This is a genomic window from Glutamicibacter sp. BW77 (assembly GCF_002332285.1).
GTDB lineage: Bacteria > Actinomycetota > Actinomycetes > Actinomycetales > Micrococcaceae > Glutamicibacter > Glutamicibacter bergerei.
Genome location: NZ_NRGT01000071.1, coordinates 1 through 14,428 on the forward strand (window position 1 = coordinate 1; position 14,428 = coordinate 14,428).

The following is a 14,428-nucleotide window of genomic DNA, read 5'->3' on the forward strand; positions in this document are numbered from 1 at the left end:
GGTGTCTTGAGACATCACAGGATTAAATGGCTCTGCATCAATGACCTTTTTGACATCTTCGCCGGCCTTGACGAAGCACTGGTCATCAAATTCCAGGTTCTTGACCGAGGCGTTGAGTACCTCTTGGGAGCATTCACGAAGTACCGAGTAGTACCAGTAGTGGGCGGCCGGCCACTTATCTCCCGCACCGACCGATACCGGATCAATTCCCGCTGCTTTCAGCTTTTTGACCGCGTCCATCCATTCATCCATGGTCTGTGGTGGGTTAGAAATTCCCGCTTCTTTGAACAGTGCCTTGTTGTACCAGAATCCGGCCAGGCCCACCGAGTATGGCAGCGCGTAGGTTTTCCCGTCGACCTGCCAGCCGGCAATGTTTCCACCAATCATGGAAATCTCGTCCGTGGCCAGCTCGCTGAGGTCACGGGTTAGGCCTGCTTCAACGTGGCCCGCCAGCTCACCGCCGGCGCGTTCCATGTAGACGTCCGGAGCATCACCACTTTGGAATGCCGCATCGAGCTTGGTGAGCATGTCTTCGTGCTGCATCGCGCTGACCTCGACGGTTACTCCCTCATGGGCGGCTTCGAAATCGTCGGCTACCTTCTCGTAGTAGGCCTTGCCTTCACCATTATTGGAGTTGTGCCACCAGGTGATGGTCTTGTCTTCACCGGCAGCAGCGGCGTCGTTGGTTCCCCCTCCGCCCGAACAACCGCTGGCCAACAGTGCGGTGCTGGCGAGCAACGCAAGAATTCCTAATCCTCTTTTTCCAAGATCCATAGTGGACTCCTCAAGTGTGTTGGGCGACCCGCTCCATGCGGTGCCGGACGGTCTGGCTCACCCAAGAATGTCACCGTGACGCAAGTCATGTCAATCGTTTTCGATAACGTTTTCGAAAACGATGTCGAAATATAAGTTTTTATAACTCCAGACCGAGTTTCCTAGTGGGAATCGCGCCTTAGCGTGAGGTAGCGTAGGCCGAGTGATAACCCCATCGGCTGAAGTCTCCGGCATCCCTGAACAATCGCCTGGCTCTGCCCTGTCTCAAAGTACAACGAACCGCGTGACCATTAATGATGTTGCGCAGGCGGCCGGGGTCTCTGTCTCCACCGTGTCTAAAGTAGTCAACGCACGTTATGGCGTAGCACCGAGCACCATGGAGCGTGTTCTGCAGGTCATTTCCGAGCTGGGCTATGAAACTTCTCTTGTTGCTTCGTCTTTGCGCAGCAGTCGAACTAACATCATCGGGATCTTGGTCGCCGAATTTGAGCCATTCGCATTGGAATTACTCAACGGAATTTCGGCAACACTTCGCGGCACCCAGTACGACCTCATGGCCTACGCTGGCAACCTCGCTCCGGGCGGCCGAGCCGGCTGGGAACACCGCTCACTATCCCGACTCGGCGGGACGCTCATCGACGGCGCCATTATCGTCACGCCCACCGTCGAGATCCCACATAGTTCGGTTCCGGTGATCGCTATTGACCCACACGCCGGCACGAGTGGTCCGGCGGCCATCGATGTAGATAACTTCGGCGGAGCCAAAACTGCGACCGAGCATCTGATCTCCCTTGGACACCGGCGCATTGGTCATATCAAGGGACGTTCAGACCTTAAATCTGCACACTTGCGCGAGTCCGGATACCGCCAAGCACTACAGGATGCGGGAATATCCTATGACCCACAACTGGTCCATGACGGCGACTATCAACGAGATCTGGCGGCAATAGCCGCCACCGATTTATTGACGCTTCCGCAACCGCCCACCGCAATCTTTGCCGCCAATGACCTCTCGGCACTTTCGGCTATTGAAACGGCCAAAAGCCTGGGACTAAATGTTCCCAATGATTTATCGGTCATCGGTTTTGACGACATTCCCGAGGCAGCCCAATCAAAGCCCACACTGAGCACGGTACGTCAGCCTATGCATGAGATGGGAGCCACCGCGGTGACCCTACTGTTGAGCATGTTGGCCGGCGAAGAAGTCACGCAACCAGCGCAGATGCCCGCATCCCTGATCCCACGCGAGTCGACGGCCACTGCGCCACAACCCTAAACTCGATATTAAACGTCTGGCCTCGTCCTAAGCTGGTGAGCTTCGGACGAGGCCAGATGATTAGTAGGCTCTAGAGCCCCAACTCGGTCTTCCCATAGGCGAACAGGTAAGGCACGCCAGCTTCGGCTTCGATACGTTCTTTCGCGCCGGTGTCACGGTCAACGATTACCGCGACGGCAATGACGTTTCCGCCGGCTTTGCGTACACCCTCAACGGCGGTCAATGCGGATCCGCCGGTGGTTGAAGTATCTTCCAGCACGATCACGTCCTGACCATCAACGCTGGGACCTTCAACCTGACGGCCCATGCCGTAGGACTTCTGTGCCTTGCGCACCACGAACGCGTCGAGTTTACGTCCCTGATTGCGTGCGGTATGCATGATGGCGGTTCCTACCGGATCCGCTCCCATGGTCAAGCCACCGACGTTGGTGAATTCAAGCTTTGCCTCGTCGAGCAGGTCTAACATCACCTCGCCAATCAGCCCGGAAGCTTCCTGTTGCAAGGAGACCCGACGCAGATCGATGTAGTAGTCCGCTTCCTTCCCGGAAGACAGAGTCACCTTGCCACGTACGATGGCAAGTTCTTGGATCAGTTCTTTTAGTCGCTCACGGGCGCTGGTTTCGCTCATGGACATAATTCTAGTCGCCTGCGCATGCCGGGCGTCGCAATCGACATCCCATGTGACGCTTCCTCCAGCACACTATCCTCAGCCGTCCCCGCGTGATGGGTCGCCGCGGCATAGCTGAGTCATCTCGGCGCTTTTTCTAACGCCAGACCTAGACACAGGCTGATTTCGGTGAACCGTAATTGAGTTGGCGTAACTGAGTAAAAATAGCCCCTAGCCCCAGCGGGAACTCCCGGATAAGGTGGGATCATGAACGCGACTCGCCCCTTGGGTTTCTGGTTGAAATTGGTAGATTCGCTGATTGACGAGCAGTTTGCAGCGACCTTAGAAGAACACGGCGTCACCCGCCGACAGTGGCAGGTGCTAAACCTGTTGGAGCAAAACCCGGCGTCTGAAGCCAAACTTATTTCTGGCCTTTCTCCGTTTTTTGCCTCGCCGGATGAGCCTCAAAACGTCACCGAGCATTTGGCAGAATTGGTTGAATCCGGCTGGATTTCACACCTAGACGGTGAATACACAATTACCGAACGCGGTCACGTTTCACTGGTGAAGCTCAGCGAACTAGTGGACCGGATCCGCTCACAGTTCGGTGAAGGACTAACCGAAGAGGAATATGCCACGACCGTGAGCTCGCTGGAGCAGATGGCGCGGAACTTTGGCTGGAGCGACGCCGAAACCGATTAATGGTGAATCGCCAAATGTTGAATACAGATTAACTTTCTGTTCCGACTCCGATTAAAAGCCCAAGCTCCTTGTTCTCTTGCCTAGGATGGTAGGCATGCGTGAACTGCAAGCAGAGATCATTGAAGAACTAGGCGTCATGCCTGAAATCATTCCTACACAGGAGATCACCCGCCGTGTGGGATTCCTGAAGGACTATCTAGCCGCGACGCGGGCCAAGGGCTTCGTACTGGGTATTTCTGGGGGAATCGATTCCACCCTGGCTGGTCGCTTGGCGCAATTAGCCGTCCAGGAAATTCGTGAGGCCGGCGGAGAAGCACGCTTTATTGCGGTTCGGTTGCCTCATGGGGTGCAAAGCGATGCCGATGATGCGATGAAAGCTATGGCTTTTGTCGCCGCGGATGAAGAATTTGAAGTCAACATCGAAAAGCCGGTCAGTGCCTTGGATGTGGCATTAGACGATGCCGGGCACCCTCGCCTGACCGATTTCAATCGGGGTAACGCCAAGGCCCGGATGCGCATGATTGTCCAGTATGCCTTAGCCGGCGACCGCCGCTTCTTGGTGCTCGGAACCGACCATGCCGCCGAATCCGTGACCGGATTTTTCACTAAATTTGGTGATGGTGGAGCAGACTTGCTGCCGCTAGCCGGGCTAAACAAACGTCAAAATCAGGCATTGTTGCGTCAGTTGGACGCTCCCGAATTGCTCTGGGCTAAGGAGCCAACGGCTGACCTATTAGGTGGGCAACCTTTACGTAGTGATGAAGACGAGCTCGGGCTGACGTACGCCAATATTGACGACTATCTTGAAGGTCGGGAGGTAGATTCCGCGGTGGCCGAAGTCATCGAGTCCCGTTTCCTGGGTTCGCGCCACAAACGCGCCGTTCCAGCTACCTACCGCGATACCTGGTGGCAGTCTTAGCCGGTTACAGTCCGCTGGTAATAGCTCGCAACGCCTGAATATGCTCGGTGAGGCTGGAACGCCCGTGCGCAGAAAGTTTAACCCAAGTGCGCGGGCGTTTACCGACAAAACCTTTGCGGACTTTGAGGTAACTTTTTTCTTCAAGGCCCGTGATATGCCGGGAAAGGACCGAGTCGGAGACTCCGAGAGTCTCCCGCAGAGTCTTAAAATCGATTTCTTCTACTCCCTGCAGTGCAGCCATCAAGGACAGTCGCACAGGGTTAGTGAAGTCATCGTTCATCTGGGTGCGTGGGTGCTCGCTCATCGTTTCATCATCCAAACACCGCCGAGAAGCAACGGCAGCGCCACCGCCAGTCCGAGCAATACGACCAGAAATGCAGCCATCGGCGTGGTGATCAGGGTAAGCGTCACTGCGTAAATACCGAGGCTGGCAAAGAGGCTTAGCAAGTATGCCTTACTCATTCCGCGAGGAAGCACACTACGGACCTTGAGATAGCCAAAGCTCAAAGCGAAGATTGCCAGTATGGCCGCTCCGACAAGTATAAAAAATGCGGTCAGGCTACGTTCCGGGTGATACACGTGAAGCAACCCGTGCATCACGCCGAGCACTAGCCCGAGGGATACACAAAGCATTCCTAATTGCTTGGCACCTCGTTTGGCCACCGGGGTCATCTCACGTTGCGCATTTTCGAAAGCGGCTAGTTGTTCCGCCGCGCTGAGTTCTGGTTCGCGGTTCATGCCAGAGCCTTACGATTTTGCTTCTGCTGCTGAACGTAGGCGCTAATTGAAGCTCCAATGGCTGCGAACCCTGACATTCCCGCAATAACCAACGCCGGAGCTTCAGTGGCCATTCCGGACACTGCCATGAACAGGCATCCGAGGGTCATGACGGACCATAGTGCGACGAACCAAAATTTCTTTGAAACAAACATTGTCTTCTCCGTTGTTGGTGGGGCTTGTGCTCTAAGACTAACAAGTACTTTCCATATTGGAAAGTACTTTCACGAAAATCTTTCTGAAGCCCCACCAACTAGCCAAGCCAGCACCACATTTATGGGTTAGACGAAGGCGCTCACCCCGGTCAACGCTCGTCCGACAATCAATGAATTGATCTCGTAAGTTCCTTCGTAGGTATGGATAATTTCAACATCGCAGAAGACTTTAGCCATCTCATAGTCGGTCACAACGCCGTTGCCGCCCAGCAATGCCCGTCCCAGGGAAGCCGACCGTCGAGCCAGCCGCGTAGCAGTCGACTTCGCCAACGCGGCATCAACCATTTCTAGCTCACCGCGTTCTTGCTTGCGCGCAACATCCACCATCATCGACAGGCAAGCCGTAGCGTTGCCCGCTATCTCGGCCAAAGGTTCTTGCACCAGTTGAAAAGCAGCAATGGGTTGCCCGAATTGCTGACGTTCCTTCGCGTAGGCGGTACAAATATCCAAAGTTGCTAACATCGCTCCGACCGCTTGCCACCCGACCCATGCACGGGATTGCATTAGCAAGGCGTTAGCCGAGGCGAAGTCGACAGCACCAGGAAGCTTGTTTTCTAAAGGAACCCGTACGTTATCCATGACAATGTCGGCATTCTGCATAATGCGCAGGCCAATCTTGTTCTCAATTTTTGTAGCGCTATAACCGGGACGGTCACTCTCTACGAGAAATGCCCCAACCGCACCACTGTCAGGGCATTTTGCCCAGATTAACGCGAAATCGGCAAGAGTTCCCATGCCGATCCAACGCTTGGCGCCGTTGAGCACATACTCCTCACCTTCACGGGTCACCGTGGTGTGAATGCCACCGGCGATATCCGAGCCATGGTCAGGCTCGGTCAAGGCGAAGGCGCCAAAAGCTTGAAATTTGGTAAGTTTCGGGAGCCAGAGTTCACGTTGTTCGGCAGATCCGAGAGCGTCGATCATACCCACCACCAGCTCGTTGTGAATACCAACAATCGATGACAGTGAAACGTCTGCACGCGCGATTTCCGCATGAAGCAGCCCGCGCAAAAGATGCGAGGAGCCGTCTAGCTGGAGCCCGGCTAGCCCTTGACCAGCTAACCCTTGGACAAGTTCTGCAGGAAATTCCTCGCGATTCCAGAATTCAATCGACTGCCGGCGAATATGTTCCTGTAGGAATTCACGCACCTGATCTAGTCGTTTTTGATCGGCCTCGTGTAGTTGGTGTGCCACACCCAATAGGTCCATCAGTTTTCTCCTTCCAAACCCTTGGAAGTCCAAGTATATTGTTGGACTAAGACTTCTTCAGGGGGTAAATGTTGAATTCTCCGTTGCCACGCGACCCGATTGCCGAGGCCCGAGAACAGTGGGTTTCCCATGGCTGGGCTTCCGAAGCTGATGCCATGGCGGCGATCACCGCGGTAATGCGCACCGCGTCGATCTATTTGCAGCGAGCCGATGCGATCCTCAAACCGCATGGGCTCACCTTTGCGCGCTTTGAGGTTCTTGCCTTACTTGGGTTTTCCAAGCGTGGTTCGCTTCCCATGAGTCGCGCCAGCGAACTACTTCAGGTTCATGCAACTAGCCTGACCAATTCCGTAGATCGCCTTGAAGCCACCGGCTTAGTGCAACGCATTGCACATCCCACCGATGGGCGAACCCGGCTTTTAGAGCTAAACCCTCAAGGCTTAGAAGTGCTCAACGCAGCACGGGAGGACCTTAACAAGATGCTCTTCGCCCAAAGCAACTTGGCCCCTAAAGACGCGACGGAACTTTTCGAAATTCTCTCGCGCTTCCGTCGCGCCTCCTGTGATTTTTTATAATGACCCGTCGCGGATCGCATTGATAACACCCGAGAAATCCGTGCCAGCATTGCCCTCGTCACTGAATTTCCGGTAGAGGGCCGCCGCGAGGCTCCCGAGTTTGGCATCGGTCTGAGTATTATCTAAAGCGCTGGATGCTAACCCAAGATCCTTGGCCATCAAGGCTGCGGCAAACCCTGGCTGATAGTCACGATTAGCCGGCGATGTGGGGACTGGCCCCGGTACCGGGCAGTTGGTAGTTACTGCCCAGCATTGCCCCGAGGCCGAGGAGATCACGTCATACAAGGCTTGATGCTCCAGCCCCAAGCGCTCACCTAGGACAAAGGCCTCCGCGGCGCCGATCATGGAAATCCCTAAGAGCATGTTGTTGCAGACCTTGGCAGCTTGACCTGCTCCATGCCCGCCGCAGTGCACGATTTTTTTGCCCATTACTTCAAGCACCGGGTTAATCTGCGCCAAATCTGACTGATCCGCACCAAGCATGAAAGTCAGACTTCCCGCTTCGGCGCCAACAACTCCCCCGGATACCGGTGCATCCGCACTGCGGTGACCGGCGTCCACCGCGAGCTGCGCCGCTTCCCGGGCTTGGGCTACGTCGATGGTGGAGCATTCCAAGAACAGCGTATTGTCCTTGGCCGTTTCCAGCAGGTACCCCCGGTAAGCATCTAATACATGCTGACCGGTAGGGAACATGGTGAGCACTATATCTACGTCCTGCGCGGCATCGGCGCCAGCCGACACGGTTTCTATGCCAGCAGCTTGGGCTGCCTCAAGCGCGGCCGGGACAACATCAAAAGCTTTTAATCGATAGCCTGCGCGATGCAAATTGATCGCCATAGGTAGGCCCATATGGCCTAGTCCTAGAAATCCAATGACTGGCTTCTCGCTCATTTTCCGCTCTTCTCTCGTATCCCCTGCTCCAACAGTGCAAAATTCAGTTCTGCTCCCGGCAACGGAGCAAAGTGGCGAGCCGTGCGCTGCGCCGAAGTCAGATCTCCCACCTGCTCACGCCACTGTGGGTTGCGGTCCTTATCGATCACCGCCGCGCGGATTCCTTCAGCGAAGTCAGGATCATCTAGGCGGTTGACGGCTGCCCTAAATTCTCGGCGCAGGTCTTCGCGCAGGTCATCTCCGGCACTAGATAACAGCTGATCAACGAGCCGAACCGAGCTCGGACAGGCAGCACGAAGCGCCTTGGCCGCAATTTGGCTCTGCGACTGATCGCTCGCATTTAGCGCCGCGAGAATCCCGGGGATGCTCGGCTCGGCGAAGGCCTCTACCCACTGACCATCGAGCATGCCTGGTTCTGGCTCGGACTTATATCGAGCAATAACTTCCTCGACTTCTGCGGCCTCTAGCTCCGTCAAGAGCTGGGCCAAATTTTCTTGGGGTACATAGGTGTCGGCCAGACCTAGAGCTATCGTATCCGCAGCCTGAAATTTCAATCCCGTCAGCGCTGCAAGACGCCCTGCGGCCTTGTCACCCTGAGCAAGCAGGTGGGTGCCTCCGACATCGGGGAAAAATCCGATTTCCACCTCAGGCATACCGCAACGACTTGTTTCGGTCACGATGCGGTGACTACCGTGAGCCGACACTCCGATGCCCCCACCGAGCACAATCCCGTCCATCAGCGCCACGAATGGCTTGGGATACTCATCTATGAGCACGTTGAGCTGATATTCAATACGCCAGAACTCTTCGGTGGACCCGTCGCGGTTCAAAATATCGCGGTAAATGGCCACGATGTCTCCACCGGCACACAAGCCTCGTTCCCCTGCCCCGGTGATCGCTACATGGTGCACCTGCGGGTCTTCACGCCACGCAAGCAGGGCATGAAGCATCTCCCGGCACATCTGTGTGGTCAGTGCGTTAAGCGCGGCTGGCCGGTTCAGAGTAATGAGTCCCAAATGTCCCCGGCGTTCGGTCAGAATGTCGGTCAAAATACCCACCCCTCGGTGATCGCTGTCACAGTTCAATCTCGAATATACTCGGACTTCCAAGTAAATTGAAGTGGCGCATGACAGCAAACTTGATAGGTTGAACTAGTGAAGATTGCAACCTGGAATGTGAACTCCCTGCGGGCCCGGGCTGACCGCGTCGAAGACTGGCTGCGCCGATCCGACGTTGATGTCCTGGCAATTCAGGAAACGAAATGTAAAGACGATAACTTCCCCTGGGAACTTTTCGAGAATAACGATTACGAGGTGGCGCATTTTGGCGTCAACCAGTGGAATGGCGTAGCCATTGCCTCCCGCGTTGGACTTGACGACGTGCAACGCACCTTTCCCAACCAGCCCGAGTTTGGTAAAGGTGGGAAAGATCCTATCCAGGAGCCGCGAGCCATTGCGGCCACTTGCGGCGGGGTCCGCGTTTGGAGCTTGTACGTACCCAACGGACGCGCTTTAGATGACGAACATATGGGCTATAAGCTCAACTGGCTCGAAGGCCTGAAGGAAAATTCCGCTCAGTGGCTCGACGCCGACCCGAAAGCTCAAATCGCGTTGCTCGGTGACTGGAATATTGCACCTAAGGATGAAGATGTCTGGGACATCCAATTTTTCTTGGACAACCACCTAACCCACGTCTCTGCCCCCGAGCGAGCAGCTTTCACTACTTTTGAAAATGCTGGTTTTTCAGATGTGGTGCGACCGTATACCGAAGGTGAATACACCTACTGGGATTACACGCAGCTGCGCTTCCCGAAGGGTGAGGGCATGCGTATCGACTTCGCACTGACCTCTCCCGCGCTGACTGAGCGCGTAGTGGGCGCAACTATCGACCGCGAAGAACGCAAGGGTAAGGGCGCCAGTGACCACGCACCAGTCATTGTGGAGTTGAACGACTAACAATGACAAAAAAATTGATTGGGCCCCTCGAAGAACTTACAGCCGCCACCGCACATCTGCGCGTCTACGAGCCTTTGGATACCTTCGAAGATTGGGCCCAATCAATTATTCTTCGCAACGGACAACGCAGTGCGAGTCATTGGGATAATTACGAAAATCAGAACCTCTGGGAGCGCACGTTACGAGACGTCTCAGACCCGTTCCCGCATAACGAGATTGAGCATTTCCGTTCGCTAAAGGTTCTTGATTATGAGGGCAACGAGCACACTCGCTACTGCCCTGGACAGCTAAAGGCGCGTAGCCTTTTAGCAGCAAAACAAGCCGAGGAAGCGATCCGGTCCGAAGTCTTCGATCTTCTTGTACCGCCGGCGGCGCGCAGCGCCAATGCCGAGCGAGTGACTCCAGAGCAACTTGCAGCAGACCTGACGCATTTACATACCCGCACTTCAACGTGGGGAATCCCGCTGAGCTGGTTTGCGCTCTTCCGCGAAGATGATGAGTTCGAGCAGATCCATCAAGATGACCGCCTCATGACGGTGCGCCTCATCGTACCTTTTGAGCAGGCTGTAGAACGCCTTGCCTGGGCAGTCCAGACACTAGTGACCTATGCTCCGCAGGCTCCGCTATTTGAAGAGCTAGGGGCTCTAGGAAGCTGGCTAGAATCCTTCGATAGGCGTTCCGTCATCGAGCTAGATTATGGATTACTTGCTGAAATTGTGTGGCCAGACGAGTCGGCCAATGATTTGATGCACGGAATCCAGGCCATCGAGGATGGTGACTTCTCCACTGCGGCAGCCGCTTACCGCCGGCTGACTAATCGCTGGCTAGGCCCTCGTCACTTGGGACGGGCTAACTAAAAGCTCGATACCCAACACCGCAACACCAACCATGGCGGGTAGAGAAGATCTTTAAAGTAAAAAGCTCCGGAAAACCGGAGCTTTTTTTGTTGGCGACCCTGACGGGACTTGAACCCGCGACCTCCGCCGTGACAGGGCGGCGCGCTAACCAACTGCGCTACAGGGCCATGCATTTTGAAAAACTTTCAAATCACATAGTAAAGCCCTCGGTAAACCGAGGGCTACGTGGCTCCGACCGGCGTCGATCCGGTGACCTTTCGATTTTCAGTCGAACGCTCTACCAACTGAGCTACAGAGCCTGGTACCACTAAGTGGACACCAGATTTATTGCCTAAACAATAAACCGAGCGACCCTGACGGGACTTGAACCCGCGACCTCCGCCGTGACAGGGCGGCGCGCTAACCAACTGCGCTACAGGGCCTTGCTTTCGCAAGCCAATGAATTTCTTCATCTGACAACCAACAAGTTGGTTGTTTGTACCCCCAACGGGATTCGAACCCGTGCCGCTGCCGTGAAAGGGCAGTGTCCTAGGCCGCTAGACGATGGGGGCCTATATCTGCTTCGGTTTCTTGCGTCTCCGTAGCGGACTTCAACAACTATACGTGGCCTTTTTACCTTTTGCAAAATCGGCCTTTGCGGCAATTTTTTCAAGCTCAAAGCGACGCTGAACAGTAGGGTTGAAATATGAATTTGGAGATGAGTGACGACGAGTTTGACGACCTAGTCCAGTCGGCTGTCGACAGCATTCCGCAGAGCGCTATCGACATGATGGACAACGTCATTTTCTTTATCGAAGACGAATACGAGCCACTCCCTGGAGAACCAAAAAACACCGAGATTCTGGGCTTATACGAGGGTGTTGCACTCACTGAACGTGATCTCGGTTGGGCATCAGGCGCCCTGCCAGACCGGATTACAATTTTCAAAAACCCGACTCTAAGAGCCTGCGAAACACGAGAAGATGTCATCCGTGAAGTGCGCGTTACAGTCATGCATGAGGTGGCGCACCACTTCGGAATCGACGACGATAAATTGCACGATTTGGGCTGGGGATAGCAAAATTTCGTAAAAACTTATATTGAGATGTGCGTCACGAATTTTGCTCAAAATGGTGCAAAACTTGTCTTGCCAGCGCTTCTCATATTGTTGACCTCGGCGCCGCGGGTGGGAAAACCGACCTCTGTCGGTGTTTCAGGGCCGGCATGCCGATATTTTATTTATCTGCGACTGAAGCGAATCGCACCATGGATGCGCTGCATGCACATGCTTAGTCCGCGACGGGCAAAGCTTCGCCCTGACGAAGCCGACTTCCCGCTCAGTGATCATTACTTTCTGGTTCCATCACCTTTAGCCGTTGGGCGCGCTGAGCATCATGGCCAAACACGCTCAATTGGCACTTTCCTAAGCCAAGAACGTTTTAGCCTGCCTATACCTACATAAGGACGCAATAACAGCGCATTTCAGCCCTCATCTTGCTTAGTCGCGCGACAAAGTAACGAACGTGGACCCAGTTCCAACATTTTTGCGTTGCCGCACAGTCAAGATAACGAATCAAACGTGATCAAGCTTGGCACTTATAGGACTTTTACTTCCCGCCAAAAACCCTAAAACCATACCTTTTAAGCCACCTTCGTCCATATCACTCCGTAATTAGGGGCAGAAATCCCATCGATGTAATTCTTGTGACTGGTGTGACTAGTGTTGCCAAGCACCTCTTTTTTGGCCTAGTGTGCTATTTGGGACCTTGACCAAATTGCAACATTTCGATCTCGAAAAATTACGATTGGTCCTTTTCCCAACTGTCATCACCTGAATCTAGTGAGGAACGATATGGCGAACCGCCACTCGCTCGGCGTTGCCGCGTGCACCCTGGCCCTAGCAGTCTCATGTCTTGCTGGCGCCGTCCCGGCATCTGCCGCACCGTCGGCGAAGTTTCCCACGGCTATTTCGGTCGCCGCTGCACCGTCAAACACCTCTTTGCCCTCAGCGGCAGAGGTAGCGGCTGCCAAGTCGGACAAGAACGCCACTAACAACATGATTGCCCGCCTCGAAGCATCGCTTGCCTCAAGCCGTGCTGATCTACAGCGTGTTGAGACCGCCGCTCTAGAAGCACAGGAATCGTTGCTGACTGCCGGGCAGGAACGCGATTTGCGTTCAGCCGAGGCTGACAAAGCAGTTGAGCAGGTCAAATATGCGAAGCAGTACCTAGCCCAGAGTCGCAATGACCTTGGCGCTATCGCTTCGGATATGTACCGCAACGGTGCCAGCAACTCCAGCATTGGCATCCTGCTACAGGATGATGAATCAAACGACATCTTCTACAAGGCCGCCACCATGAGCGCCTTGAGCGAGAATCGCTCCCAGACGGTCAACACGGCCTCTGAAGCCGAAGCCCTCGTCACTGCTTGGGAAGAGTACGCAGACACCGCTCAGAAGGCCGCTAAGGCTGCTGCAGCGAACTATGACGAGGCTGCGACTACCGCTACCTCCACTCTGAACACCTACGAATCGTCGATCACTCCTCAGAAGGAACTTCGCGACGAACTTATTGGTCATCTTTCGGTCCTCAAGGAAAAAGAAGAAGCAGTAGTTCGTAAGCAGATCGCCGAGCAAGAAGAAAAAGCTCAGGAAGCGGCCCTGAAGGAAGTCATCGAGACTCCGCAGGCCGATGAGCCGGTCTCGAAAGATGACTTGGCCACTGCGCAACCACTTGCTGTAGAAACTCCCCAGGAATTCGAAGCTCTTGATTCCGAAGATGGCGACAACTCAAAGCTAAGAACTTTAACTCCAAAGGTGATCGAGCTCGAGAAGAACGAGCCGAAGGAAACTGAGAAGCCAAAGGAAACCGAGGCTCCAAAGGAAACTGAAAAGCCTAAGGAAACCCAGGCCCCAAAGGAAACCCAGAAGCCAAAGGAAACCGAGAAGCCGAAGGAAACTCAGGCTCCAAAGGAAACCGAAAAGCCAAAGGAAACTCAGAAGCCAAAGGCTAAACCCAAGCCTAAGGAAACCGAGAAGCCAAAGGTCATGCCACAGGCTCCTGAAAAGCCAAAGGTTATCGAAGCTCCGAAGCCAGAACCTAAGAAGGTTCAGCCAAAGGCCCCCGAAAAGCCCAAGGTGACTCCGAAGCCAAAGCCTGAACCTGAGGTGAAGAAAGAAGAGCCTAAGCAGGAGACCAATAACAGCAACTATTCTGCTGCGATCTCTTGGGCCTTGAAAACCGCTGCTGATCCGAGCAAGGGTTACGTCTACGGCGCCAACGGACCAAATGTTTTTGACTGCTCCAGCTTCTCCAAGAAGGCGTTCGCCCAATCTGGCATCAACCTTCCACGTAGTTCCAGCCAGCAGTACGCGAGTGCTCCTCAGTATGTCTCGCTGAACGAGCTACGCCCGGGTGACTTGGTGTTCTCGTCCTCTAATGGTGGCGCTTCGTTCTACCACGTGGCTATCTACATCGGTAACGGCCAAGTAGTTCACGCTCGTAACCCAGGTGCCGGTATCTCGACGACCCCACTGAGCTGGGTCAACAACCTACATTCGAAGGCAGCACGCTACTAAGCCCGCTCACCTCCGAAAAAAATGCTTCCGTAGTCTGCTGACTGCGGAAGCATTTTTCTTGTCCGTTGCTAGTTAACTAGCCAACGAGCTATTGATCCATGGCAAGAAGTTGGCC

General features: G+C 54.6%; 16 protein-coding genes and 4 tRNA genes. 8 read left to right on the forward strand and 12 right to left on the reverse strand.

Annotated features, from left to right (window positions below):
• On the reverse strand, positions 1 to 774 hold a 774-nt coding region (locus CIK74_RS12050; protein WP_141392943.1), incomplete at its 3' end, for an extracellular solute-binding protein.
• Positions 775 to 1,057: 283 nt separating this feature from the next.
• On the opposite strand from CIK74_RS12050, the gene CIK74_RS12055 reads away from it, so the two are divergent.
• Positions 1,058 to 2,050 (forward strand): LacI family DNA-binding transcriptional regulator, encoded by a 993-nt coding sequence (locus tag CIK74_RS12055; protein WP_096256465.1) that lies wholly within the window; start codon positions 1,058 to 1,060, stop codon positions 2,048 to 2,050.
• A gap of 70 nt (positions 2,051 to 2,120) precedes the next feature.
• Here the strand turns inward: CIK74_RS12055 and pyrE are convergent, their stop codons facing one another.
• Positions 2,121 to 2,678, reverse strand: coding sequence for an orotate phosphoribosyltransferase (gene pyrE / locus CIK74_RS12060; protein ID WP_170947861.1), 558 nt, complete (start codon positions 2,676 to 2,678; stop codon positions 2,121 to 2,123).
• Between the two features lie 246 nt (positions 2,679 to 2,924).
• On the opposite strand from pyrE, the gene CIK74_RS12065 reads away from it, so the two are divergent.
• Both CIK74_RS12065 and nadE read left to right on the forward strand, forming a co-directional pair.
• Complete coding sequence (locus CIK74_RS12065) at positions 2,925 to 3,359, forward strand: transcriptional regulator (protein ID WP_096256467.1); 435 nt, start codon at positions 2,925 to 2,927, stop codon at positions 3,357 to 3,359.
• A 94-nt stretch (positions 3,360 to 3,453) separates the two neighbouring features.
• Positions 3,454 to 4,278, forward strand: coding sequence for an ammonia-dependent NAD(+) synthetase (gene nadE, locus CIK74_RS12070; protein ID WP_096256468.1), 825 nt, complete (start codon positions 3,454 to 3,456; stop codon positions 4,276 to 4,278).
• 4 nt (positions 4,279 to 4,282) lie between these two features.
• Here the strand turns inward: nadE and CIK74_RS12075 are convergent, their stop codons facing one another.
• The 4 genes from CIK74_RS12075 to CIK74_RS12090 all read right to left on the reverse strand — a co-directional run bounded on the left by CIK74_RS12075 (position 4,283) and on the right by CIK74_RS12090 (position 6,479).
• A complete protein-coding gene (locus tag CIK74_RS12075) occupies positions 4,283 to 4,582 on the reverse strand; it encodes a transcriptional regulator (RefSeq protein WP_096256469.1) in 300 nt (99 codons plus the stop codon).
• Positions 4,579 to 5,016 (reverse strand): hypothetical protein, encoded by a 438-nt coding sequence (locus CIK74_RS12080; protein ID WP_096256470.1) that lies wholly within the window; start codon positions 5,014 to 5,016, stop codon positions 4,579 to 4,581. Before CIK74_RS12080 ends, CIK74_RS12075 begins: the two co-directional genes overlap by 4 nt.
• Positions 5,013 to 5,210: a hypothetical protein gene (locus CIK74_RS12085; RefSeq protein WP_096256471.1), complete on the reverse strand. Its 198-nt coding sequence runs from the start codon at positions 5,208 to 5,210 to the stop codon at positions 5,013 to 5,015. The genes CIK74_RS12080 and CIK74_RS12085 overlap by 4 nt, the downstream gene beginning before the upstream one ends.
• Before the next feature lie 126 nt (positions 5,211 to 5,336).
• Entirely contained in the window at positions 5,337 to 6,479 is a 1,143-nt protein-coding gene (locus CIK74_RS12090) for an acyl-CoA dehydrogenase family protein (protein WP_096256472.1), read from the reverse strand.
• Between the two features lie 71 nt (positions 6,480 to 6,550).
• On the opposite strand from CIK74_RS12090, the gene CIK74_RS12095 reads away from it, so the two are divergent.
• Entirely contained in the window at positions 6,551 to 7,054 is a 504-nt protein-coding gene (locus CIK74_RS12095) for a MarR family transcriptional regulator (RefSeq protein WP_096256510.1), read from the forward strand.
• On the opposite strand, the gene mmsB is transcribed toward CIK74_RS12095, so the two are convergent.
• Together mmsB and CIK74_RS12105 are read right to left on the reverse strand one after the other, a co-directional pair.
• Positions 7,049 to 7,945: a 3-hydroxyisobutyrate dehydrogenase gene (gene mmsB, locus CIK74_RS12100; protein ID WP_096256473.1), complete on the reverse strand. Its 897-nt coding sequence runs from the start codon at positions 7,943 to 7,945 to the stop codon at positions 7,049 to 7,051. The two genes, CIK74_RS12095 and mmsB, sit on opposite strands and share 6 nt — an antisense overlap.
• Entirely contained in the window at positions 7,942 to 8,994 is a 1,053-nt protein-coding gene (locus CIK74_RS12105) for a 3-hydroxyisobutyryl-CoA hydrolase (protein ID WP_096256511.1), read from the reverse strand. Before CIK74_RS12105 ends, mmsB begins: the two co-directional genes overlap by 4 nt.
• 105 nt (positions 8,995 to 9,099) lie before the next feature.
• Between CIK74_RS12105 and CIK74_RS12110 the strand changes: the two genes are divergently transcribed.
• Both CIK74_RS12110 and CIK74_RS12115 read left to right on the forward strand, forming a co-directional pair.
• Complete coding sequence (locus CIK74_RS12110) at positions 9,100 to 9,900, forward strand: exodeoxyribonuclease III (RefSeq protein WP_096256474.1); 801 nt, start codon at positions 9,100 to 9,102, stop codon at positions 9,898 to 9,900.
• Between the two features lie 2 nt (positions 9,901 to 9,902).
• Complete coding sequence (locus tag CIK74_RS12115; RefSeq protein ID WP_096256475.1) at positions 9,903 to 10,757, forward strand: hypothetical protein; 855 nt, start codon at positions 9,903 to 9,905, stop codon at positions 10,755 to 10,757.
• A gap of 90 nt (positions 10,758 to 10,847) precedes the next feature.
• On the opposite strand, the gene CIK74_RS12120 is transcribed toward CIK74_RS12115, so the two are convergent.
• The 4 genes from CIK74_RS12120 to CIK74_RS12135 form a co-directional block, all read right to left on the reverse strand.
• Positions 10,848 to 10,924, reverse strand: a tRNA-Asp gene (locus tag CIK74_RS12120).
• Positions 10,925 to 10,983: 59 nt separating this feature from the next.
• Positions 10,984 to 11,056: transfer RNA gene (locus CIK74_RS12125), tRNA-Phe, on the reverse strand.
• A gap of 49 nt (positions 11,057 to 11,105) precedes the next feature.
• A tRNA-Asp gene (locus tag CIK74_RS12130) sits at positions 11,106 to 11,179 on the reverse strand.
• A gap of 56 nt (positions 11,180 to 11,235) precedes the next feature.
• Positions 11,236 to 11,308: transfer RNA gene (locus tag CIK74_RS12135), tRNA-Glu, on the reverse strand.
• A 134-nt stretch (positions 11,309 to 11,442) separates the two neighbouring features.
• Here CIK74_RS12135 and CIK74_RS12140 point away from each other — a divergent pair.
• Both CIK74_RS12140 and CIK74_RS12145 read left to right on the forward strand, forming a co-directional pair.
• Complete coding sequence (locus CIK74_RS12140) at positions 11,443 to 11,814, forward strand: metallopeptidase family protein (protein ID WP_096256476.1); 372 nt, start codon at positions 11,443 to 11,445, stop codon at positions 11,812 to 11,814.
• A 774-nt stretch (positions 11,815 to 12,588) separates the two neighbouring features.
• Positions 12,589 to 14,313, forward strand: coding sequence for a C40 family peptidase (locus tag CIK74_RS12145; protein WP_096256477.1), 1,725 nt, complete (start codon positions 12,589 to 12,591; stop codon positions 14,311 to 14,313).
• The last annotated feature ends 115 nt before the right edge of the window (positions 14,314 to 14,428 follow it).